The organism is Arthrobacter sp. efr-133-TYG-104, assembly GCF_030208915.1.
Taxonomy (GTDB): Bacteria; Actinomycetota; Actinomycetes; order Actinomycetales; family Micrococcaceae; genus Arthrobacter.
Genome location: NZ_JARVTA010000021.1, coordinates 1 through 22430, shown reverse-complemented (window position 1 = coordinate 22430; position 22430 = coordinate 1). Strand labels below are relative to the sequence as shown.

14 protein-coding genes and 3 pseudogenes are annotated in these 22430 nt (G+C 58.8%); 5 read left to right on the top strand and 12 right to left on the bottom strand.

Going from position 1 to position 22430, the window contains the following annotated elements; translation table 11 throughout:
• Positions 1–14 precede the first annotated feature (14 nt).
• Both QRN04_RS14605 and QRN04_RS14600 read left to right on the top strand, forming a co-directional pair.
• Positions 15–1204 (top strand): IS3 family transposase gene (locus QRN04_RS14605; RefSeq protein ID WP_284976749.1). Its coding sequence is split into 2 segments (ribosomal slippage): positions 15–299 and positions 302–1204, totalling 1188 coding nucleotides; the frame shifts between segments, so codons are not numbered across the junction.
• 393 nt (positions 1205–1597) lie between these two features.
• On the top strand, positions 1598–2320 hold the full coding sequence (locus tag QRN04_RS14600) for a GntR family transcriptional regulator (protein WP_284976748.1): 723 nt from the start codon (positions 1598–1600) through the stop codon (positions 2318–2320).
• Positions 2321–2511: 191 nt separating this feature from the next.
• Here the strand turns inward: QRN04_RS14600 and QRN04_RS18225 are convergent.
• A pseudogene (locus QRN04_RS18225) lies at positions 2512–3835 on the bottom strand (ISL3 family transposase).
• A 289-nt stretch (positions 3836–4124) separates the two neighbouring features.
• Here QRN04_RS18225 and QRN04_RS14590 point away from each other — a divergent pair.
• Both QRN04_RS14590 and QRN04_RS14580 read left to right on the top strand, forming a co-directional pair.
• Positions 4125–6359: an amylo-alpha-1,6-glucosidase gene (locus QRN04_RS14590; protein ID WP_284976747.1), complete on the top strand. Its 2235-nt coding sequence runs from the start codon at positions 4125–4127 to the stop codon at positions 6357–6359.
• Positions 6360–7211: 852 nt separating this feature from the next.
• Positions 7212–7292 (top strand): annotated as a pseudogene (locus QRN04_RS14580) (citrate/2-methylcitrate synthase); the annotation flags it as partial.
• A 1-nt stretch (position 7293) separates the two neighbouring features.
• Here QRN04_RS14580 and QRN04_RS14575 read toward each other — a convergent pair.
• From QRN04_RS14575 to QRN04_RS14540, 8 genes and pseudogenes are all read right to left on the bottom strand, one after another.
• A pseudogene (locus QRN04_RS14575) lies at positions 7294–8093 on the bottom strand (MmgE/PrpD family protein); the annotation flags it as partial.
• Positions 8094–8152: 59 nt separating this feature from the next.
• A complete protein-coding gene (locus QRN04_RS14570) occupies positions 8153–9370 on the bottom strand; it encodes an acetyl-CoA C-acetyltransferase (RefSeq protein ID WP_284976746.1) in 1218 nt (405 codons plus the stop codon).
• Positions 9371–9425: 55 nt separating this feature from the next.
• On the bottom strand, positions 9426–10184 hold the full coding sequence (locus QRN04_RS14565) for an SDR family NAD(P)-dependent oxidoreductase (RefSeq protein ID WP_284976745.1): 759 nt from the start codon (positions 10182–10184) through the stop codon (positions 9426–9428).
• A gap of 73 nt (positions 10185–10257) precedes the next feature.
• Positions 10258–11463: an acyl-CoA dehydrogenase family protein gene (locus QRN04_RS14560; protein WP_284976744.1), complete on the bottom strand. Its 1206-nt coding sequence runs from the start codon at positions 11461–11463 to the stop codon at positions 10258–10260.
• A gap of 27 nt (positions 11464–11490) precedes the next feature.
• On the bottom strand, positions 11491–11664 hold the full coding sequence (locus tag QRN04_RS14555) for a hypothetical protein (protein ID WP_284976743.1): 174 nt from the start codon (positions 11662–11664) through the stop codon (positions 11491–11493).
• Between the two features lie 224 nt (positions 11665–11888).
• On the bottom strand, positions 11889–13202 hold the full coding sequence (locus QRN04_RS14550; protein ID WP_284976742.1) for a dihydrolipoamide acetyltransferase family protein: 1314 nt from the start codon (positions 13200–13202) through the stop codon (positions 11889–11891).
• A 16-nt stretch (positions 13203–13218) separates the two neighbouring features.
• Positions 13219–14205, bottom strand: coding sequence for an alpha-ketoacid dehydrogenase subunit beta (locus QRN04_RS14545; RefSeq protein ID WP_284976741.1), 987 nt, complete (start codon positions 14203–14205; stop codon positions 13219–13221).
• Complete coding sequence (locus QRN04_RS14540; protein ID WP_284976740.1) at positions 14202–15284, bottom strand: thiamine pyrophosphate-dependent enzyme; 1083 nt, start codon at positions 15282–15284, stop codon at positions 14202–14204. The genes QRN04_RS14545 and QRN04_RS14540 overlap by 4 nt, the downstream gene beginning before the upstream one ends.
• A gap of 293 nt (positions 15285–15577) precedes the next feature.
• On the opposite strand from QRN04_RS14540, the gene QRN04_RS14535 reads away from it, so the two are divergent.
• Positions 15578–16081, top strand: coding sequence for an Lrp/AsnC family transcriptional regulator (locus tag QRN04_RS14535; RefSeq protein WP_284976739.1), 504 nt, complete (start codon positions 15578–15580; stop codon positions 16079–16081).
• A 962-nt stretch (positions 16082–17043) separates the two neighbouring features.
• On the opposite strand, the gene QRN04_RS14530 is transcribed toward QRN04_RS14535, so the two are convergent.
• From QRN04_RS14530 to QRN04_RS14520, 3 genes are all read right to left on the bottom strand, one after another.
• Positions 17044–18759 carry an APC family permease gene (locus tag QRN04_RS14530; protein WP_284976738.1) on the bottom strand — a complete coding sequence of 572 codons (1716 nt, stop codon included), beginning with the start codon at positions 18757–18759 and terminating at the stop codon, positions 17044–17046.
• Positions 18760–20659: 1900 nt separating this feature from the next.
• Positions 20660–21346 carry an aspartate/glutamate racemase family protein gene (locus tag QRN04_RS14525; protein ID WP_284976737.1) on the bottom strand — a complete coding sequence of 229 codons (687 nt, stop codon included), beginning with the start codon at positions 21344–21346 and terminating at the stop codon, positions 20660–20662.
• Between the two features lie 90 nt (positions 21347–21436).
• Positions 21437–21961, bottom strand: coding sequence for an NUDIX domain-containing protein (locus QRN04_RS14520; protein WP_284976736.1), 525 nt, complete (start codon positions 21959–21961; stop codon positions 21437–21439).
• Between the last annotated feature and the right edge of the window lie 469 nt (positions 21962–22430).

The following is a 22430-nucleotide window of genomic DNA, read 5'->3' as shown; positions in this document are numbered from 1 at the left end:
GGAGGATGTCTACTATGACCAAGCCGTACCCGAAGGAATTCCGCGATGATGTTGTCCGGGTCGCGTTGAATCGCGAGCCCGGGGTTGAGCTGGCCCAGATCGCCAAGGATTTCGGGGTCCATTTCACGACGTTGTACGGGTGGATGAAGAAGGCCGAGGTTGAGGCGGGGAACCGTCCGGGGATCACGGGTGAGCAAGCCGCGGAACTCGCGGCCGCGAAGCGGCGGATCAGGACGTTGGAGCAGGAGGTTGAGGTTCTGCGCCGGGCAGCGGCATATTTCTCCCAGGCTCATCTGCCGGGAAAATGAGCTACCCGCTCGTCCAAGACCTTGCCGCTGATGGTATTCCCGTCACGGTGACGTGCCGGGTGTTGAAGATCGCCCGCCAGCCTTACTACCGCTGGCTGGCCACCCCGGTTACCGATGCCGAGTACGAACAGGCCTACCGGGCCAATGCTTTGTTCGATGCCCACCGGGACGACCCCGAGTTCGGGTACCGATTCCTGGTCGATGAAGCCCGCACCTCGGGTGAGCCGATGTCTGAGCGGACCGCGTGGCGGATCTGTGCGGACAACGGCTGGTGGTCGGTCTTTGGGAAGAAACGCGGCAAATCCAGGAAGGCTGGCCCTCCGGTCCACGATGACCTGTGCGCGGTGACCGACAGCAAAGGCCGAACCCGGCACGAATTCACCGCCGAGGGTCCCAACCAGTTGTGGCTCTCGGACATCACCGAGCACGCCACCGCCGAAGGCAAGCTCTACCTGTGCGCGGTCAAGGATGTTTACTCCAACAGGATTGTCGGCTATTCGATCGACTCACGGATGAAGTCCCGCCTGGCCTTGGCAGCACTGAACAGTGCGGTCGCCCGACGCGGTGACGTGGCCGGCTGCATTCTGCATACCGATCGCGGGTCTCAATTTCGGAGCAGGAAACTCGTCCATGCCCTGAATCGTCATGGCATGACCGGGTCGATGGGCCGGGTCGGGGCGTGCGGGGACAATGCAGCGATGGAATCGTTCTTCGCTCTGCTTCAAAAGAACGTCCTGGACCGGCGTTTCTGGGCTACCAGGGAGGACTTGAGGATCGCGATCGTGACTTGGATCGAACGCACCTACCATCGCCGCAGACGCCAAGCCGCCCTCGGCCGTTTGACCCCGATCGAATACGAGTCCATCATGAACACGCAGGCCACACTGGCAGCGTGACTAACCACTGTCACCTATCCGTGCAGCAGACCCGACTGTCTTCCCTTTGTACCGCCGAACATAGCCGGGTTCGCCCTTCCGTTCGTGCGTAATTCAAAAGTCCCGCAGTGTCGCTGAGGCGTGGGCTGCCAGCTCTTGGTGGGATAAACGCTTCATTCAGTCTTCGCGTCGTAAGATATTACGCTGGGCTCGTGTATATCAACTGTACAAAGCGGCGCAGCGATGACAAGGGGGAAGGATGAGAGGCTTCGGGACTATGGATGCGCTCTCCCGGGCGCTTCAGAGTCAGTCCAGCCCTATCTCGTGTCCGAGAGGCGTTTCTGATCATCATTACGATGTTTGCGTCCCGTAAGATATCAGTCAGATGCGAGGGCACGTGGCGAAGGAGGACGAATGGAACACTTCCCTGAACTGGTGAAGCCCGTAAAAGGACTGACACTAATGGACCAGGCATATCACCGACTTAAGCGCGAGATCATCGAGCTCAGGCGGCCTCCTGGGCACCAATTCACCGAACAAGAAGTCGCCGCGAGCTGGGGCATCAGCAAGACTCCTGTCCGAGAAGCGCTCGCCCGCCTGCACCGCGACGGGCTCGTTGAGCCCATCGCGAGGGCGGGGTACGTCGTTGCGCCGGTTACGCTAGGGGATGTCGCTAACCTGTGCGACATGCGCTCACTTCTACTGGGAGAGGCTGCTGCTCGCTGTGCAGATCGTGGCCTGGGCGCCGATAAAATCGCTCGCTTGTCGGAACTGGCATCGGATGCCCAGTTTGTGCAATTGGCCGGCCCTCAAATGTCCGAACGGCTGCGTATGAACTTCGAATTTGAATCCATTATTGCCAATGGTGCTGGGAACGATCGCCTGGCTAACTCTATCGCCCAAGTTCTCGACGAAATTGAGCGAATTGCAAGGATCTCTGTTCAGATATCCCCAACCAACACGCCATACAGGATAAGGGAGCGGGCGGCGATCGCTGAGGCGATAGCAAGCAGGGATCCGGACGCAGCAAGGCACGCAATGCAGGTCCGCGCGGAATCGGGTAAACGGGAAATGATCAACGCACTCACCCTGAGCCCCGAGGTCGCGAGGGCCCAGATCACTGTTCAAGCTGTCTAGGCGCGGAGTCTAAGGCGGGGGATCGATAAATGGGAACCTCTCGATGATGCCGTCCACTGGCGTATTCTCATGATCCATCACGCAACTTTAGTTCCTGCGAGTGGAGGGCGCATTCGTCCTTCTAAGAGGGCCTTGTAGTCGTGGATATGGAGAGTTGGTTACCTGGGGTGCCGTTTGAGGGCTCTTCGCATTTAGGCATGGTTGGTCTGTTTGATCCGGTAGGAGCGGTGGCCTCCTGCGGCGAGTAGGCATCTGAGTCTGTAGTTGGTGAAGTTGCGGAAGCCGCGGGCGATTCTGCGGGTGGTTTCGATGACGCCATTGATCGCTTCGGTGGGTCCGTTGGAAGCGCCGTGGGTGTCGAAGTAGGCCAGGATCGTCGCCTTCCATTGCTTGAGGGTCCGGCCCAGTCGTGAGACCTCGGGGATCGGGCAGGACGGGAATGAGGAGATTACCTCGTTGACGAGTTCCCTGCCCCGCTCGGGTCTGGCGTGGTAGATGTTGCGGAGCTTCTGGTAGCACTGCCAGGCGAGGGTGACTTCGTGGTCCGGGTCCCCGAGGGTGAGTTTCGCATCGAGCCGGGCGGATTGTTTGTCGGTGAGGTGTTCGGCGCCGATCTGCAGGGTCCGGCGGATCCCGTAGAGCGGGTCTCCCTTGCGGCCGCGGTGCCCGAGGGTCTCCTGCTGGACCCGGCGGCGGACCTCATCGACCATAGCCGATCCGAGCTTCACGACATGGAACGCGTCCAGCACCGTGATGGCTTCGGGCAGTTCGTCGCGGATAGCGTTCGCGTAGCCGCGGAAGGGATCCAGCGCCGCTGTTTTGATGCCGGCGGTGAAATTCCTCGCCGCGGGCTTTGAGCCAGTCGGCATAGGCCTTCCCGGACCGGCCCGGAACAAGGTCCAGCAGCCGGGCGTGCACCACACCGTTCCCGTCGCGGGCGTGGTCCACGATCCCCGTGACCATCCCGGATCCTGGCGGGCCGGTATGGGACCAAACGTGCTCATCAACACCGAGCGCGTTCACCCCTGCCAGCCTGCCGGTCGCTGCGATCCGTCGGGCAGCCTCTGCCTTGATGGCGTCCCAGGCCGTGTGCCAGGAGACGCCGAGCTGGTGGGCCAGGGCGGAGACGGAGGTATCGAAGCGCTGCAGGCCGTCGGTCGCCCACGCAACGGCCCTGGCCGTGAGTTTCGCCCTCGGTCCTGCCAGAGGGTGTTCTTCGGTGAACGTGGTTCTGGGACAGTCGGGGTCCGGGCAGCGCCAGACACGTTTGGCCCACAGCAGCCGCACCGGCCGCCCGAAACACGGGGTGTCATGGAGCCGGACCTGCCGGCGGCCCTGCCCGACCGCGACGACACCGCAGTCCGGACAACCGCTAACGGTTTCGGCTGTCTCGACGTGCAGAACCAGGCCGGTACCGGCGGTCGTGACAGAGCAGACGTGGATGCCGTCGACACCAAGAAGCGCGTCGGCCCGCTCGCACCAGCGACCACCCGGGCAGGAAGTAGCATTGGGCATATCAGGGTCTCTTTTTTATTTGGAAGCTTGGTCGCTACCAATTCAAAGAGGCCCTGACCTCTCTCCTCCCGCACCACGCCGCAGCTGCATCCGGACACGCTCCTGCCCTCGGCGTCAGACGGCCCTAACCACGCTCATCTGCGAAGGGCCCGTTTGAGGCTCCTGCTGGGAGGGTGAGGCGACGGGCTCTAGTCCACCCGGAAAAGTGAGAGTAACGTAGCCTCACGCTTCAGCTTGCAGGTTAGAGATTTTCGATACTCTGTCCGCACATTGGATTGAAGAGGCCAGCATGACGGGATGGAACGCCGACACTGCCGCAGGGCCACTGGGTCCTGGTTCGGTCACTCTGGTTGAGGGTTCTTCTTTCTGCATTTCCCTTGCAAATGGTGATATGCAACCACTAACTCCCAATGGATTGTTTTACGAGGACAGCCGCTACTTATCCACTTGGAATTTGACGGTAAACGGGCAGACGCTTGAACCTCTTGCAACTGAGGCAACGGAACCTTATAGAGGCTTGTTCGTGTGCCGGGCGCCCCGTTCCGATGGCCTGGCAGACAGCCCTCTCGTCGTGGAACGCCTCCGAGAGTTGAGCGGTGGTATAGCCGAAGAAATAACGATCTGGAACTACTCGGCCGAAAGTGCCGCCTGTCATGTTGTCCTACAGGCTGGCGTCGATTTCGCGGATCTCTTCGAAGTTAAGGAGGCCCAGATCAAGAGAGTTTGGGATACGGCGCTGGAGCTTGGCCCTGGCACCTTGACTATAAGAGGGTCTTGGGGTGACATCAGGAAAAAGCTCGTCGTAACGGCCAGCGGCGCAGTTGTTGAAGGGGATGCGCTGACCTACCGCATAGTCATCCCACCTCACAAAAAGTGGACTGCCCGGCTCACTGCAGAGCCTGCCAGCGCCGATGATGACAGGACTGCGCTCTTCGACCATGCCGCTGGCGAATTGTTGCCAAGTGATCAGCGGCGCAAGGAATGGGTCGCCAAGATACCTGTACTGCAGATGGGCAACATTTCCATTGAGCGGACTTTACGCCGCAGCTACGACGACCTCGGCGCACTTCGAATTCAGGATCCCAACCACCCGGATCGCGTCGTTGTAGCTGCGGGCGCCCCATGGTTTATGACTCTGTTCGGGCGGGACTCGCTTTGGGCGTCGGTAATGGCCATGCCAGTTGATCCTTCATTGGCGTTGGGAACAGTCCAGACGCTCGCCGAGCACCAAGGGAGAGTGGTCAACGCTATAAACGAGGAAGAACCTGGGAAGATATTGCATGAGGTTCGATTTGGGTCTACCAGCCGGCTCGCACTGGCGGAACAGCATGCCTACTACGGTAGTGTTGATGCAACATTGCTTTTCCTGATCGTGCTCGGCGAGATGAGCCGGTGGGGATTCTCCCCTGAGGTTACTTCAGCATTGTTGCCGAACGCGGACGCCGCATTGAGCTGGATACGGGATTATGGCGATAAAGATGGCGACGGGTTCGTGGAATACGCCCGCCTCAACAACCGTGGACTCATCAATCAGGGGTGGAAAGACTCCTGGGACGGAGTTAACTTCGCCGATGGAACCCTGGCGGAGCCACCAATTGCATTGTGTGAAGTGCAGGGATACTTGTACGGTGCTTACATCTGGCGGGCATGGATGGCTTTCCAAGAACGGGACTTTATTTTAGCGGCCGACCTACGCTCACGAGCTGAGCGGCTTAAGCGGGACTTCAACCAGAAATTCTGGTTACCAGAGCGCGGGTATTACGCGGTAGCCCTGGATCGCAACAAGAATCCTGTCGACGCCTGCGCCTCAAACATGGGCCACTGCCTTTGGAACGGTATCGTGGACGAAGACAAGGCGCCGCTAGTCGTAAAACGGCTGATGTCTCGCCAAATGTTCAGCGGATGGGGAATACGGACGCTGGCTAGCGATATGGGTGCATACAACCCCGCAAGCTACTACAATGGCTCTATCTGGCCTCACGATAACGCGATCATAGCAGCGGGTCTTTTGAGATACGGCTTTGTTGAGGAAGCACAGCAAATCTCGACCGCTCTGCTTGAAGCCGCCCAATACTTCAACGGCAGGCTACCCGAACTGTTCTGTGGCTTTGATCGGAGCCGGCTAAAAGCGCCTATCCCCTACCCCACTGCTTGCTCCCCCCAAGCGTGGGCTGCAGCCACCCCGATATTCATAATCACGAATCTGATGCGATACTATCCGCATGTCGCGCTGGGTGGCCTCTGGATGGACCCCGTCATCCCGGAATCTTACGGCGACTTGCACATAAGCAACGCACCCATGGCCGGCCGCCGGATCACCATCGACATCATCAACTCCAAACCTTCCGTTGAGGGACTGCCAGAAGGAATGACGCTACATCACGGTCACCGCCCCTGGATGACAGAAATGGTAAAGTGCAGATTCTTTGGACTATTTCGACGTTTCTCGAGCTACCTCACCCCGTTTCCTTCCCCTCCGACTGTCAGGGTGGGTTCTGAGAACTTCATGAGCCACCGTCAATAAAACGGAATTTCGCCCTATTCTGACGCCAACGCACGAAGCGGCGGGTGCCGCCGGGTGATGAGGACCTGAGGACGTAGGGCCAGAGTATGACTTGGCGGCCAGCATCAGTCGCGCACCCGTGCGCCCTTGACTTCGCGTCCCAGATGAGCCCGAAGCTAACGCACGCCAGGCCCCGAGGAACTGCACCACGACAGCGATGCGATCAAGGACGCCTTCCGGATGCTCGGCCTGACTTGGAGGAGTAAATAGTCCGCTCCCCCGCGGCTCCTCGCCCTGGCTTGACGGGATATCCGTTATCGGCGCCAGAATGGCCGAGGGAGCCCTAAGAAGGGGCTTCCGGACTTCCTCGCTCTCCTGTGCGGCTCATTCCGACCCGCAAAGACTCACCTATTAGAACGCATGGCGACCTCTCTGGGCCCTCGACTAAGATTTTGCAGCCGATCTCGATCCCGTTCTCATTCAGCAAATAGTGCGCTGATTCGAACAAAGCGCTCGGTCGCCGCGCAATAAGACCAAGGACACGTAACCGGTGCAGCAAATCGTCGCTGATTTCGATTTTGAGATCTTGCCGCCAATGGCTTTCTCCGCTTTGGCTTGAGCGGGAATCCCGGCGCGACACCCGACCTTCGGGTTGTGCGTTGCGATTCTTCTTGCCGCACCGGGAAATCTTTGGCTCATTTTTGAGGACCTGTCTGTTCTGCTGGGACGACGCATTGCGAGCAGGCGATTCCGGAATGCCGGCTTAGCAGTGAGAGAAGTTGGGCTGTCTCTTTTCGACGAAGGCGCGCATGCCCTCTTTTTGGTCAGAGATGGCGAACACGGAGTGAAAGATCCTGCGTTCGAATAGGATGCCTGGGCTTCGACACACCCATCTTCACGCCAATCTTCGTCGCCAGCCGCATTACCGGCTGGACAGCCCACATCATGGAACAGAGGAGGCGTCTGGACCGTCCAGCAGCCATGCGATCACCCCGTCCTCGCCTTCGTAGATTGGCACAGGGGAGGTCTGCGCGTGCATGGCACGGTCCGCGGCCTCAACGGCCATCTTCCCGCAAACGCTGGGGCGTGCGCCTTCCAGGTGGAAATCTCGCCCTTACGCGACTGCCGCGTCGCGGTGGTGGTGTGCAGTGCCTGGCCGACGGACTGGAAGATGGTCTCGACGTCAAGCCCCAGCAACGTGCCGATCCCGGCCGCTGCCGACGGGCCCAAATGAGCAACGTGGTCGATCTTGTGCTTGTGCAGGCAGATCGCCTTCACCAGGTTCACCTGAATCTCATACCCAGTAGCGATGCCACGGATGAGGTCCCGCCTGCTGGAACCGACGTGCTGGCCCACAGCCAGGATCGGCGGAATGTTGTCCCCCGGGTGGGAGTACTCGGCTGCCAGGAAGGTGTCGTGGTAGTCCAGCTCACGCACCGCCACGCCGTTGGCCCACGCCGCCCACTCCCACCCGGGGGAAACCCGTTCGCCGATACCGAAGACCTTTGCGCACTTCCCTCCCGAGCTGCGACCATGGGTCAGGGCCTGCGCCCGGGCGGCCACGATCGGGGCCCGGTCCAGCGAGGCAATGGCGACGGAGGCGTTGTCGATGATTCGGTTGATTACCATCTCCGTGACTTCCGCAGTCACCTCGACGGGGTCTGTGGCGACCACAGCGATCTTGTGGGCCAGTTGGTCTTCACGGGCCAGGTTTTCTTCACTCTTATGAACACGGACGTGGCTTACAGCTGTCACGAAATTTTCCTTTCAGATGGAAGTGCAGTTGAAGGAGGCTCTTAGGGCCGGGCCGACTGTTAGTTAGTGCGGTAGAGAAGCAAGGCTTCTCCTTGTCCCCCGCCGCCGCACAGGCCTACGGCAGCGCGTCCCTCTCCTCTGCGGTTGAGTTCGAGAGCTGCATGCAGCGCAAGACGGGCCCCTGATGCTCCGATTGGATGGCCTAGGGCTATGGCACCGCCATTTACGTTGCACCGGTCCAGCGGGATGCCGAGTTCGCTGAGCGATTGAATTGCTACGGCGCCGAAGGCTTCATTGATTTCAATGAAGTCCAAGTCGTTCACTCCCCAGGATGCCTTTACCAAAGCAGATCTGATGGCCTGCGCTGGCTGGGAATGAAGGGAATTGTCGGGGCCGGCGACCTGGCCCGACGCTCCTATGACGGCGAGGATTTCCAGATCCAGCCGTTGAGCAGCGGATCGTCTGGCGAGGACCAAGGAAGTTGCACCGTCCGAGAGCGGCGATGAGTTTCCAGCTGTTATTGATCCGTTGTCGGCGAAGGCGGGTCGGAGAGAGCCCAAAGTTTCCGCCGAGGTTTCGGGCCGAATGCCTTCGTCTGTTTCGATGAGGATTGTGTTCCTTTTCCTGTCCCGGACTGCAACGGGGACGATTTCCTGGGCAAGGATTCCTTCGGCGGCGGCCCGTGCAGCCCGCTGATGTGAGGCTGCAGCCACTTCATCCTGCTGCGCCCTGCTGATGGTTAATGCACTATTGCCGCGTTCAGTGAGGGTGCCCATGGAAATTCCTTCATGCGCGTCGGTCAGGCCGTCGTGAGCGAGGGAATCGATGAGAGCGCTGCCGCCGTATGCCCATCCCGTCCGTGATCCGGGCAAGAGGTGGGGGCTCTGGCTCATGGATTCCTGCCCGCCGGCCACGACTATATCGGCATCGCCGCAACGAATCATGCGGGAGGCATCGATCACCGCTGCAAGACCGGAAAGGCAAACCTTGTTTATGGTTATCGCCGGGACGTTCCATCCGATCCCGGCTTTGATGGCTGTCTGACGTGCCGGGTTTTGTCCTGACCCGGCCTGCACTACCTGACCGACGATGACCGCATCAACCTGCCCGGGAAGTACACCTGCATTTTCCAAGGCGCCCGCCACGGCAGCGGCTCCAAGGTCGGCCGCGCTAAGGGAAGCCAGTTGCCCATTGATCCGGCCGTGCGGGGTCCTGGCACCCCCGACGATTACGACATCGTCGGGGCTTTGCTGGGGAAACGTGCTGCTGTATGACATGAGGACATCCTTGATTGGTGTGGCTTGTTCCAGAGAGCGATTTTGCCGGAGGTGCTTAGCGGGGCTGCATGCGCAATGCGCCGTCCATCCGAATCACTTCACCATTGATGTAGTCATGGTCGATGATGGACAACGCCAGACTGGCGAATTCCTCAGGTCGTGCCAGACGCTGGGGGAAGGGTACGCCCGCGGCCAGGCCTGCCCGGATCTCGTCGGTGACAGTGGCCATCATGGGTGTTTCGACCACACCGGGTGCGATGGCATTGACCCGGATTCCATGCTCCGCGAGGTCGCGGGCGGCGGGAAGTGTCATGCCGACGATGGCCGCTTTCGATGCGGCATATGCAACCTGCCCGATCTGACCATCAAAGGCCGCGATCGATGCTGTGTTGATGATGACCCCGCGCTGGCCGTCCCGATCGGGAGCTGTCTTCCGGATTTCGCTGGCAGCGCTTGCCAGGACATTGAACGTGCCCATTAGATTTACGTTGATGGCTTTTGCGAAAAGCGCAGGATCGTGTGGTCCGCTGCGGCCCAGAATACGGGCAATCGGAAGGATCCCCGCACAGTTAACGACAGCCCGGAGCGGCCGCTCGGTTGCCGCGGCGATTTGAACTGCTTTTCGCACGGCATCGGGGTCGGTGACGTCTGCCGCCAGGTAATGGATACCATCAATGCACTCCGCGTGTTCTAGGGAGTTCTCCAGGTCAATGGCATAAACTTGGACGTCGTGCGCGGCCAGGGCCTGCGCGGTGGCCGCGCCGAGTCCTGATGCGCCTCCTGTGACGATGGCTGATGTGTGTCGCAGGTCCATTTTGTTTTCTCCTCCCGGGCAGGCTGCCACGCCGATGCGTGGTCCTGGCCCGGATTCGTGGTGGTGGATGGCTTTAGACGAAGGCCGAGATGCCTGTGACCGCTCTGCCTACGAGCAGGCTGTTGACTTCGTAGCTGCCCTCGTAGGAGTAGATCGCTTCGGCGTCGGCGAAAATCTTCGCCATTTCGAAGTCCGTACTGATGCCGTTGCCTCCGAGCATTGCCCGGCCCAGGGCAACAGACTCTCGCATTTTTTCGCTGCAGTTGGCTTTTGCGAGAGCAGCTTGATCCATCGAGAGCCTGCCGCTGTCCTGGAGGCGTGCTATCTGAATCATCAGTGACAATGACATGGTTGCGTTGCCCATGATCTTCGCAAGTTGACTTTGAATGATCTGAAAAGAGGCGATGGGCTTTCCGAATTGGTGACGCTGCAGGGCGTACGCTCTGGCGACGTCGAAGGCGGCCAACTGCTGTCCCACCGCCTGCCAGCTAACCCACACTCGGGAGTTACGGAGCAGCGTGTTGGTATCACGGAAGGATGTCGTGCCGGGGAGCCAGTTGGAAAACGGGATTCGGACGTCAACGAGGCTAATGTCAGCGTTCTGGACGATGCGCACTGACGTTTTGTTGGCAATGACGTGCGCGTTGAACCCCGGACGTTCCTTTTCGACTATGAAGCCTTTGATTTCGCCATCAGACGTGTCCTTCGCCCAGACCAGGACATAGTCGGCGAAGGAGCCGTTGCCTATCCATCTCTTGGCGCCGTTGAGCACCCATCCGTCCTCAACCCGTTCCGCTGTGGTGGTCATTTCCCGCGAGATGTCTGATCCGTGGCCAGGCTCGGTCAACGCGAAGGCGCCGATCTTCCTTAGCGCCAAGAGATCAGGCAGCAGCGTCCGCCTCTGCAGGTCGGAACCAAGTTCAAAGATCGCCGTGGTGACCAGTTCATGGTGGACGCCGAAGAAGGTGGAGATTGATGTGTCGGCGCGGGCGAATTCCATTTGAATCAAGCCGGAAAGCAGATGGCTGGAAGTGTTCAGTGCCGAAAGTTCCTGAGCTGCCAGCTTAGGCAGCAGTTCGAAAGGGAACGCGGCGCGATTCCAGTAATCCGGCGCAATGGGTCTTACCTCGCTCTGGAAAAAGGACCGGGCATTGTTGTACTGCTCTTGTTCGCCTTCGGTCAACAGATCAGTAACGAAAAGGAAGTCCCCTTCAGGATAGGGCGTGGCCGGGGTAAGGCGCTCTTCAGTGACCGGTGCACCTTCTCTAAGTGGTGTCATGGGTTATCTCTTCTAATCTGGTTCTCGTTAAAGGATGGAGTTAATGGCCGCGCGGCGCCGTAAAAATGAGGCGAACTGATCCAGGTCCATGAGGATCCAGTCAGAGCCTTGATCTATGAGTTGCCTACCGAAAACGCCTTCGGCCGAGAGCCATAAAGCGCGTCCATCGCCGGTTACGTCTTCAACCTGCCCATTCCTCATGGCGACGTTTCCGCGTTGTACCTGGACCCGGAACCCCTGAGGAAAGACCAGTCATGCACAACGGCTGCCCTGTGTGGGAGGCTTTCAGGACGTCCGTCACAAAACAGGGTCGGATCAGGAGCCTTTGATCGCTTCATCGTCTTCTTTCGTGCCGCAGCTGTACTGATGCCATCCGCCCTCACCCGGACCTCAGTGCGGCTGGATATTTTTGATGGCGTGGTGGTCTAGAGCAGTGACAATCCGGGCTCGGTGAGAACTGCAGCAGTGTCCGCCAAGAGCCGGGAACCTTGTTCTCCGTCCATGACCCGATGATCAAATGAGAGCGCCAGTTGCAGGACTGAACGGATTTCAATCCGTTCCCCTGCGTCATCCTGCACCACCCACGGCATCCTGCGTACGGTACCCACGGCGAGAATCGCCGTCTCACCCGGGTTGAGGATCGGGGTGCCGGTATCAATCCCGAATACACCGATATTGGTGATGGTCACCGTTCCCCCGGCCATGGCAGCCAGATGCGTTTTCCCGGCGCGGGCGGTTGCCCCCAAGGAACTGATTTCCTGCGCCAGCTCCTTAAGGGATAGACCCTGGGCGCCCTTGATGTTCGGTACTATCAATCCCCGGGGAGTAGCGGCCGCGATCCCCAGGTTGATGGTGGGCATTTGGATGATTTCCTGTGCTTCTTCGTCCCATCGGGAGTTTGCCTCCGGAGTGCCGGCCATTGCCTTGAGAAAAGCCTTCGCCACGAACGTCAACGGAGTAAGTTTGACATCGCGGAAGTCGCGTCGGCGGCTGACGTGCTGCTGTAGCTCAATGGTCCTTGACACGTCAACGGTCACGAACTCTGTCACATGGGGAGCCGTGAATGCGGACTTCACCATTGACGCCGCCATCTGCTTCCGGACACCCTTAATGGGTATGCGCACCTCTCCCACGCCGGTTCCTGGTTGTGACGGGGACTGGCTGCCGTTGATGCTGGCAGAGGCCTCAGATGCCTTCAGGACATCCTCCCGCGTCCTGACCCCGTCTTTCCCCGTAGGGGTGATGGTCGTCAGATCCAGGCCAAGGTCTTTCGCCAGCTTGCGGACGGGAGGGGACGCTTTTGGCGGTCCCCCCGCCGGTGTCCCGGGAGCGGGGCCGGGGTCACCGGTCGCGGTCTGACTGTGTATCTTGCGCCGTCTTCGGTGACTGCCGATTTCGCGCGCCCCGTATCCGACGAGGAGCTTGGGGTCCTCGTCCGGGTCTTGCGCGGCGCCGGGTTTTTCTGTCGGCACTTCGGGTTGGGGCGCTGCCGTCGGATCACCTGTAGCAATGCTGATGATGGGCTTGCCTACGTCCACTGTTTCACCCGCTTTCGCGTGCAGCTCGGCAACTTCACCGGCGAATGGCGAGGGCAGTTCCACGAGAGACTTCGCCGTCTCAATCTCGACGATGGCCTGGTTGACTTCGACAACATCACCGCGCTTCACAAGCCAGGTGACGATCTCGGCCTCCGTAAGGCCTTCCCCGACATCGGGCAGGGAGAACTGTTTAATGCTCATGTCTTTGTTCCGTCTGCTAGTAGGTAAGGCTTCTGTCGATGCCGTCCAGGATGCGGTCCAGCCCGGGGAGCCATTCTTCTTCCAGGCGGCTGGGCGGATATGGCGTGTCGTAACCGGTCACCCGGATTACCGGCGAAATCAATGAATGGAAAGCGGCGTCCTGCACGCGTGAGGCCAGCTCCGCTCCTAGGCCAGCAGTCCGTGATGCTTCGTGGGCCACTACCAGGCGGCCTGTCCGCTCTACGGATGCAATAACTGTTTCGTCATCGATGGGTGAGAGCGACCGAAGGTCAATGACTTCAATGCTTCGACCTTCGGTCTGACACACTTCGGCTGCCTTCAACGCGACCGGCATCAGTGCACCATAGGCAACCAAAGTCAGGTCTGCACCCTTTCGAACTGTGACCGCTTTGTGAAGTTTTTCCGGAGTCGCTCCCGTGGTGACGTCGCCCTTGAGCCAGTAGGAGCGTTTGGGTTCAAGGAAGATAACCGGGTCCTCGCTGCGGATGGCAAGACCGATCATGTCGTATGCCTGCTGTGGAGTCGACGGACTTACCACTTTGAGGCCGGCAGTGTGGGCGAAATAGGCCTCTGGCGACTCTGAGTGGTGCTCGATGGCGCCGATGCCCCCGCCGACCGGGATTCTTATCACCACCGGAAGGCTGACCGCTCCTTCCGAACGGTGCCTATATTTTGCCAGCTGGGTAATGATCTGGTTCATCGCGGGGAAAACGAATCCGTCAAACTGGATTTCACAGACGGGGCGGTAACCTGCCATGGCCAGTCCAATGGCGCTTCCCACGATGCCCGCTTCACCTAAGGGCGAATCGACTACTCGATGGTCTCCAAAGGCCTTCTGGAGACCATCGGTTACCCTGAAAACTCCCCCGAGCTGCCCAATGTCTTCTCCCAGGAGCATGACCTTTGTGTCGGTTTCCATGGCATGTCGCAGGCCGAGGTTCAGCGCGTGGGCAATCGGCATACGGCTTGTTACTGCAGTCATTCCCCTGCCTCCACAAATTCCATGTGTTCGTTCATCTGCCGCTCGAGCTCATCCGGCAAATCGGCGTAGGTGTTTTGAAACGGTGATGCGTGCCCAGGGACAGGCAACGCCCGGCACCCTGACCTGAGGTGATCGGCCAGTGTGTTCTTCTGGCCTGAAATCCCGTCGAGAACAGCCTTGTTCAATTGATCCGTCGACTTCAGATACAGGTGAAGACGATCGACGGGATCTAGAGCAGCCCACGCATCGTTTTCTGCCAGCGTCCGGTAGCGGCCGTCGTCATCTGATGTCGTGTGCGGATTCCTGCGGTAAGTCATCGCTTCGATCAAGGTGGGCCCTTGACCGGAACGGGCTGCCGCCAATGCTTCCCGTGTGGCGGCCAGACAGGCAAAAACATCATTGCCGTCGACGCGGACCCCATCAAATCCGAAGCCCTGCGCTCGTTGAGCTACTGAAACCTTGCTCTGCACTGAGTAAGGCGCTGAGATGGCCCATTGGTTGTTCTGGCAAAAGAAAACAACGGGAAGGTTCTGAGCTGCTGCCCAGACAAAGGCCTCGTTGGTCTCCCCTTCACTGAGCGCCCCGTCACCGAGGAACACCAGGACAGCACGATCGCGTTCCGGGTCTCCCGTACCCACATCGCCGTCCCTGACGATGCCCATGGCGTAGCCGACGGCATGGAGAGTCTGGGCGCCAATGACAAGGGTGTAAAGGTTGAAGTTGTTTGCCGCGGGGTTCCAACCCCCAAGAGTCGTCCCCCGAAAGAGACCTAAGAGGTCAACGGGATCGACCCCGCGGCACCAGGCCACACCGTGCTCCCTATAGGTGGGAAATACAACGTCCTTCTGCTTTAGGGCATGCGCCGCCCCTATCTGGGCAGCTTCCTGGCCCAGAAGAGAGGGCCAGAGCCCCAGCTCGCCCTGACGCTGGAGCGCAATAGCCTCGGTGTCCACAGTCCTGGTCATGACCATGTCCCTGTAAAGCCCGACTGCGTCAATAGAGCCCATGTCGAGCGGCAGTTCTGGGCTCGCGGTGAAAACACCGGCCGGACTCAACATTGAGATTGGTTCGCCGTTCATGGTTATCCTTTCCTCTCGTCCCAGACGGTCCTGACCCCCTGCTCGGCTGAAGGTCGGAGTCCGTCCTCCCTCACCAGGTTCTCGGACGACATGTGGCGCTTACGCGGATACGGACGGCTGCGAGGTCTCCACTGTCTGGCGATATCCGCTTTTACGGCTTCTTCGTCGTAACCACCAAGTAAGCGATTGGTTGGACTAACCTTGAAGCGGCCTGAGGATTTGTTCAACTCAATTTGTGGGAACTGAACACCATGCCAACGTGGCAGACCTAACAGCGAGGACTTCTTGACAAAATGAGCAGGATTGACCGCCTTGACTCGGAGTTGCTTAAGCGGCTCAACAACAACGCGCGCGCCGGCGTGGCCGAACTTGCCGCGCAGTTGGGCATATCGCGAAACACCGTGCTAGCGAGGCTTCAAAGATTGGAGAGAGAAGGGATTCTGAAGGGCTACAAGCCAGTTATTGATCTTGAAGCCGCAGGGCTGCCGGTGCAGGCCTTTGTCGGACTGGAGCTTGATCAGCGGCAGATGGCTCAGGTGATCGCCGGGCTTAGCGAGATCCCTCAAGTTCTCGAGGTGACGACGCAGGCCGGGCGGGAGGATCTTCTGGTTAAGGTTGCAGCAGTGACCCTCGCACAACTGCAGGAAGCTGTGGGAAGGATGGTTGAGATCCGCGGCGTGAGGCATTCCAACACCACACTTTCGGTGTCCACTCCCCTGCCATACCGGGTCCAGCCCCTGCTGGATCACTTAACCAGCGAGGCGGGGTGGGGTCGGTCAACTGCCCTGCCCAGCTAGAGCGCCCGACACCGGCGACGTCATTGAGGCCGCACGCTCAACCCTCGACATCGGAATCAGCTAGAACCGACAAACCGAGCTGTGAAAAGACCGCCATTGCGAACTAACAGTCACAGACCAGGCCTGCTCAAAACATTGGCGAACACGGCCTCTTGCGTAGCCGGACCCGGGCTCGGAAAGTCCGGAGAACCCTGCGTCTTGGCTGGGAGCTCCGCCCGATTTGAGTACACCCAAACTTGACGCCTGAAGCGCCTGAATTGGGAGGACATTGGCTGTAGGCGGAGCTTCTCTAGTTCTCAGACGTCGCGACCCACCCCCAACATGTGACTTAGCCGCCCCACTGCCCCAACCGGCTTCGCCAAGTCGAGATTCATTGGGCTATATCGACTATTCCAAGCTCCCCCAGCCCGATTTCCTTCCCTCCGACTGTCAGGATGGAATCTAAGAACAGCGTGAGACCCTGTCAATAAAACTGGATCTCGCTCTATCCTTACGCCAACCGACGTAGGCTTCGCTCGTACTCCCGCGACAAGTCAAACGGCAACCTGACGAAATCACGGTAATCGGCGTTAAGTCTGAGGTGTGATCAGATGAGTGATTCATGTATTTGATGCTGTTGTTTCGCGCATGCGCGGGGCTGAGGGAACCGCCTAAAGGGTATCCTGTTGGGCACACTCGAGGGCTGGTACTTGGGGCTGAAGTGCGGTTTCTCTTGCTTTCGTGTCGAAGCTGTTTTTAGCATGAGCATTGTAGAGGAAGCGCGTCGGGTCGGGCTGTCCGTTCTCATTGCCATGTGCGTCTTCGCATCCAAGGTGTCAGTCGACGGCCCATTGGTCGTTAAACCCCGATACCCTGTGGGCTGACAGTTTCAGCACCACAGGGCACCGCCGGTAGGGGTATCGCCGATATTCGGTTCGCGATAAACGAACCTACCCTCCCTAGGGCGTCAGCGAGGTAGACCGTCAGACTTCAGCGACAGTTGTTGCAGCGTCAGTCGATCCAGGCTCAGCAGCTGTACGACGCCCGATCCGGGCGTAGATATCCGGTCGCTTTGTTCGGAAAAGCAAAGCCAGAATCACTCCGATCACGCCAGCGCCCCAGACGCTGCCCTGGAGTGCGACCGCTAGGGGGCCAGATCCCCCGGTCAGCGTAGAAAAGTTCACAATCGCAACAACGAAGAGGCTTCCCATGGCAAGAACGGATACGACGGGTGCCACCACCGCTACCCATGCATTAACCGTGTGAGACCGACGCTTACGCCAGAAGTAGACAAGGACGGAGAGGCTCACAAGTGTGAAGAGCAGCAAGTACGCGTATCCCCCGGTTCCACCAAGTTGCCCATACAGGAGAGAAGGATCTGAACCAACAAGAACAAAAGGAATCGCGATGACCAGGAACAGTGCGCTGGCCGCAATCGCTGCGATGAACGGAGAATTGTGCCGGGCGTGAACAGTAGCAAGCCGTCGCGGCAGCACTCTGTCGACGCCTAGCGAGAATATGTAGCGCGACAGAATACTGTGAATCGAGACAGCGCCGGCAAAACTCGATGTCAGAATCATTACGTTGGTGATATCCACCATCAACTGGCCGGAAGAACCCGCCAGGGCGTTCGTGAACATGTGGGCTGGATCGCTCGTAGCCAGTTCGACTGCCTGGTCACCACCGAAGTATGAGATGAGCGCCCACGATGAAATGGCATAGAAGCCGCCAACGAAAACTACAACAGCTACTGAAGCTCGACCGATTGTTCGAGCGGGGTTACGCACCTCTTCACGAAAGACGGCGGTACCCTCAAAGCCGTTGAACAACAGAATTGCAAAGAGTATCCCGATTCCCCAGGATGCCCCTTCAGGAAGGGAAGTCAACGCAAACGGCTCCGTGGAGACGTTGCCGGTTGGTGATGTCCCTCCAGAGAAGACGGCGAGATCGAAGATAACGACAATCAAGATCTCGATGGCCATCGCCACCAGAAGGACTTTTGCAGAAACCTCGATATGGAAATAGCCAAAGATGCTTACCAGGATCAGCATGGCTAAGGAGTAGAAGTATGGGCTGATCTCTGGACCGCCGCGGTCAACGACGTAGCCCGAGGCCACGATTCCGGAGAATATGAAGCAGGCAAGACCCAGGAGGGCATAGGTCAGAGTCGCAATAAAGCCGGCGCTGAGCCCCATGACCCGTCCCAGGCTGGCGCCAACGTAGGAATAGAAGGCTCCGGGGTTGGACATGTGGTGCCCCATTGCCACGAATCCAATGGAGAAGACCAGTACGAGCACCGTAGCAGCGAGCATCAAAAGGGGTGCTCCTTCGCCGCCGTAAACGATAAGAATCGATACCCACCCAGCCACAGTCACAAGTGGTGAAACGAAGGCCATGACAAGGGCGAAAAGGCGGAAGGTTCCCATTGATCCACTCAAGCCCTTGGCCGTGGAGCCGCTCTTGCCGTCTTTTGGCGCTTCAAGAGTGGCCGTGGATGCTGCCTTCATTTCCCTCGCCCCCGGGTTGTTGGCTTGGTCCATTGAGACCCATATGAGATCGAGTGGGCACCGATTGCAGGTGCTGAGTTGCCTGGATTTTTCATAGTGTAAAACTCCGGTGTGTATCGGGTCGAGGCCGCGCACTTTTAGTGGCCTACACTTCAGGAAGTCTCCGCTCCATTGAAGGGAAGTACCCTTCATTGGCAAGTCGCCTGGAGCCCCCGAGGTGAGGAAAAGTAGCTGGCAATGTCTTGAGGGCCTGGCACTGCACTTATGGCGATTCTTTCTGCGGGAGAAGCACGGCCGACCATAGACGTAGCCTGACGATGCAGAGTCAGCCGGGCCCGCATGGCGACATCGTCGATGAGCGTCCTGGTCTGTCTTTGACTCAGCCTGACGACTAGGTCGGGGGTCCGTGCGTTTTCCAAGCGGTAACCATAAATTAAAGTGTCGTCCATCACCCTCAAAGCAGCCACTATGCCCCAATACAGATTGCTCGATCGCGGTTAGACGGATCCACAAGCGCGAGGTAAAGGGTGCCCAATCGGGCGTAGCTTTCCAGGATTCCTGGTCTGGAGATTGATCCGTAGCCCCTATGCGGTCGTGAGACGCATCGCGCGGATGACGTCCCCGTGGTGGTCGACTTAACCACGCGGTTACAACTGAGTGAAGACCGAAGTCATTGAGGACGCTTCGTCTGATTCCGCAACCGTGCATTCCGGTTTCCTATTGAGCTCTAATTGAATTGAGGAGTTGAGTCCCTCAATGTATAAGTACGCGTCATAGCTTGTAACAGCTGACTGTTGACGAGCTTTTGGGGGCAGTTCGGCGGGGATGCACTCGGCCGGCACTTGACTGCGATGCCATGAGCGTTCGGGCTGACGGAAACATTCTGGTGAACTCCTCCGGAACAAGCAGCTACCCAAAGATTTAAGGGAATGAGTAGATTTTGGATGGTGACGACGGCGTCAGCCAGTCAGTGCTAGAGATGCTTAGTGCATTGAAGGCCGGGGACCAGTTGCAGGCCTGGTACAGGGGAAAGATTTATCACGCGGGTAGGGTTCTGAGGACGTATCCAGCGCTCGGGCTCGTAACTATACGTACCCCGACAAGAGAGGTCCATCTGATTGATGCCCAGGTCCTGGAGATCGTAGGGATAGCGAGTCAAAAGTACAGCTACGTCTAACAGGCTGCCTACTGTAACTACGACTGCGCTGAATGCGTGCCGTCTGCGCTAAGCGTCACCTCTTCAACATCTACCAAGTTGGATGAGCGCTCGAATCAGCCCCAAAGGTGGTTCACTGCCACATCCCTGAGGAAGGCCCCGGCACTTTAGGAGTCATGATGGACCGATCCTTCCCGCGAACACACCGTCGCTACTTCGGCCTTCTTTTACGACTCAGACCCCTCGGACGAGCTTGAAACCAGTTTCCGTCGACGCCGCAACGGAAGCCAGCGCATCACTTATGGCGCCAGCCGCGGCATGCTAGGCGCTCCACGTTGGGCGACCGGATCCAGCCCTTTCGGTCCTGCCCCTGATGAGAAGGGTGACGAGCTTCCAACCAACGACTGGGAGCTTCTGGAAGAGGGCGTCTGCGTCCTTGTAGAGCGCGATAACGGTCCGGTTCTTGGCGGGGAAGCGACGAGACAACCAGAGATGCGTCTGTCGTCTGGATCTGGCTCGACGGCGGACGCGGGCGCATAGCACTGTTCAAGGATGAAGGAACCCGGGTCTGGTTGCCTAAAGGATATGAGCTCCGCGCCCGCGGAGGAAGCGCAAGAGGCTCCTCAGGCGGAGAAGCAGCAGTGTCAGGAGACGTCCGTCCCCCAGCCGTTTGAAACCAACAAGGAATACCGGGACAGATCACTGGAACGACGAGTACATGAACATCGGCGCGGTAACTCCGCCGGCAGAGATTGGCCCTACTTGAAACCCAGAATTGCAACCTGGGACAGGGCCAGGGACAACAGATTGAGAGTCCAGGCTCCTCCTTCTACGTCAGCGGTCGCCCGGGCGGCGAGTTTCGGCAGCCCGGGTTGAACACCCTGCCGTTACTGCCATGAATTCTCTGCAAGAACGGAGCAGGCTAGTCCCCGCCGGCTAGGATTGGGCTTCTGAACTGCTCTCGAGTTGCTCACCGAGGTAGGTTACGCCCAGTCGGGGACTGGCAAGAACCGTGATTCCGGTTTTTTCCTCGAGGCGGGTGGCCAAGCGGTTCATGGATGCCTGCGCGAGTACGATCGTGTCGGTGGTCCTGGCAAGATCCACGGCTTGTTCGATGACCATGGCATCGTGCTTTTCCCGATCCCCGGACATCAGGATAGAGAAGGCGCCTTCGCAGAGCCGCTGCTCGATAGAGATTGCCCGACCGTTTTCATCAGCTTTCGCTCGAATGAGGTCAGATGTCGGACCCAACGTGGTCGGCACTGTGGCAAGGACACCAATTCGATTGCCACGTCGAGCGGCCAGCTCCGCCATGGCCTCATCAATCTTCACGACAGGCGTGGCGACATTCCTGGCTGCTGTATCCCGGGCTGGACCCAAGGAGGAGCAAGCAGAGAATATGATGTCGGCGCCCGCCGCTTCAGCTGCCTTGGCAAGGTGGACCATTCGTGCTTCACTCCGCGAAGAGATACCTCCTTCTCGCACGACCGTTGCCAGGACGTCAGAGTCAACAAAATGCATGATGTCGGCGCCAGGAATGAGTTCGGCGATAAGGTCGGTGATGACGGGTTCGACGGACACGAAAACGAAGCTGGTGTGCAAGATTGCAATTTTCTTCGACATGGAAACTACTCCCTGGATTCTAGGTATCTTGAGGAACGTCCAGCTGCTTTGGACGAAAACCGGTCGCACCCCCGGTGGTAAACCAGCCGTCTACGCTGACAGCAACCCTGACGGGGCTGCCGGGCGGCTGATCCCCGCGGATACCTGGTCGTGGAAACCAGTTGCTTCCAGCACCTGATCCAGCCAATAGACGCGATTCGAAAAACGTTTGACCTTGCTCGGCGGTGTCCAACGGTAGGCCTCATGTTCCCAATCGATTTCCAGACGGCGATTAGAGGTGACCGCCGTAAACGTATGTACGAGCCACAGCGCACCACTGCCGTCTGTCATCAGCAGCTTCGGCCCCGATCGAAGTTCGGAAATATGCGACGCTTCCAAGCCGGCCTCTTCCCGCAACTCATCCATGGCCTGCTGCCTCGGCGTGCGACCCGGTTCCATGTATCCGGTAATGCAGTGCCACTGGCCGCTTTCGTGGCGCAGACTCTGGCTTCGCTTGAACAGCGCGATCTTGGACCGCCACTGAACAACAACAGCAACAACATTGTGTCCCGACGGGACCGCAGCCCCCTCGACAGGATGTGCCAGGGTTCCCGCCCCTAATGTCTGGGTTTTCATCGTCTTCCTTCGAGTACGTGAGAGCAAGATGGGGGCGCAAAGAACGTCACGGCTGGCACCTGCCAGGTATACGTATCCACGTCGGCTGCTCAGGACTTCGACGGAGTCGCAGGATGCCGAACCGATCGCCTATGGAGGCTCCCCGACCCAACTTAAGTTTCGGGCCGCATTAACGATGATGGACGGTCCCAGCACTTCACACCATTAGAGCCATGAACAAAAGAAGCCTATTTTTCTGTATGTCATGACAAGCCTGGGATGAGCTTGCCCTGCACTTCCAAGCCAAACCATGGCGGTCCTAAGATTGCCTATTCGAGCCTCGGGAAGCGAAGGCCGACGGAAACGGGTGTGGCTCCAGATCCGGCAAGCAAAATTGCCGGATCTGGAGCCACGGTTGTCTATCCGGGTGGGTGTTTAGGTGAGGTTGATGCCGCCGTCGACGAGGAGGTCGATGCCGGTGATGTAGGAG

What these genes read in the sequence shown, in the direction of transcription:
- QRN04_RS14600 (WP_284976748.1), top strand. Translation starts at nt 1,598, where the DNA reads ATGGAACACTTCCCTGAACTGGTGAAGCCCGTAAAAGGACTGACACTA.
- QRN04_RS14590 (WP_284976747.1), top strand. Translation starts at nt 4,125, where the DNA reads ATGACGGGATGGAACGCCGACACTGCCGCAGGGCCACTGGGTCCTGGT.
- QRN04_RS14570 (WP_284976746.1), bottom strand. Translation starts at nt 9,370, where the DNA reads ATGTCATACAGCAGCACGTTTCCCCAGCAAAGCCCCGACGATGTCGTA.
- QRN04_RS14565 (WP_284976745.1), bottom strand. Translation starts at nt 10,184, where the DNA reads ATGGACCTGCGACACACATCAGCCATCGTCACAGGAGGCGCATCAGGA.
- QRN04_RS14560 (WP_284976744.1), bottom strand. Translation starts at nt 11,463, where the DNA reads ATGACACCACTTAGAGAAGGTGCACCGGTCACTGAAGAGCGCCTTACC.
- QRN04_RS14555 (WP_284976743.1), bottom strand. Translation starts at nt 11,664, where the DNA reads ATGAGGAATGGGCAGGTTGAAGACGTAACCGGCGATGGACGCGCTTTA.
- QRN04_RS14550 (WP_284976742.1), bottom strand. Translation starts at nt 13,202, where the DNA reads ATGAGCATTAAACAGTTCTCCCTGCCCGATGTCGGGGAAGGCCTTACG.
- QRN04_RS14545 (WP_284976741.1), bottom strand. Translation starts at nt 14,205, where the DNA reads ATGACTGCAGTAACAAGCCGTATGCCGATTGCCCACGCGCTGAACCTC.
- QRN04_RS14540 (WP_284976740.1), bottom strand. Translation starts at nt 15,284, where the DNA reads ATGAACGGCGAACCAATCTCAATGTTGAGTCCGGCCGGTGTTTTCACC.
- QRN04_RS14535 (WP_284976739.1), top strand. Translation starts at nt 15,578, where the DNA reads ATGAGCAGGATTGACCGCCTTGACTCGGAGTTGCTTAAGCGGCTCAAC.
- QRN04_RS14530 (WP_284976738.1), bottom strand. Translation starts at nt 18,759, where the DNA reads ATGAAGGGTACTTCCCTTCAATGGAGCGGAGACTTCCTGAAGTGTAGG.
- QRN04_RS14525 (WP_284976737.1), bottom strand. Translation starts at nt 21,346, where the DNA reads ATGTCGAAGAAAATTGCAATCTTGCACACCAGCTTCGTTTTCGTGTCC.
- QRN04_RS14520 (WP_284976736.1), bottom strand. Translation starts at nt 21,961, where the DNA reads ATGAAAACCCAGACATTAGGGGCGGGAACCCTGGCACATCCTGTCGAG.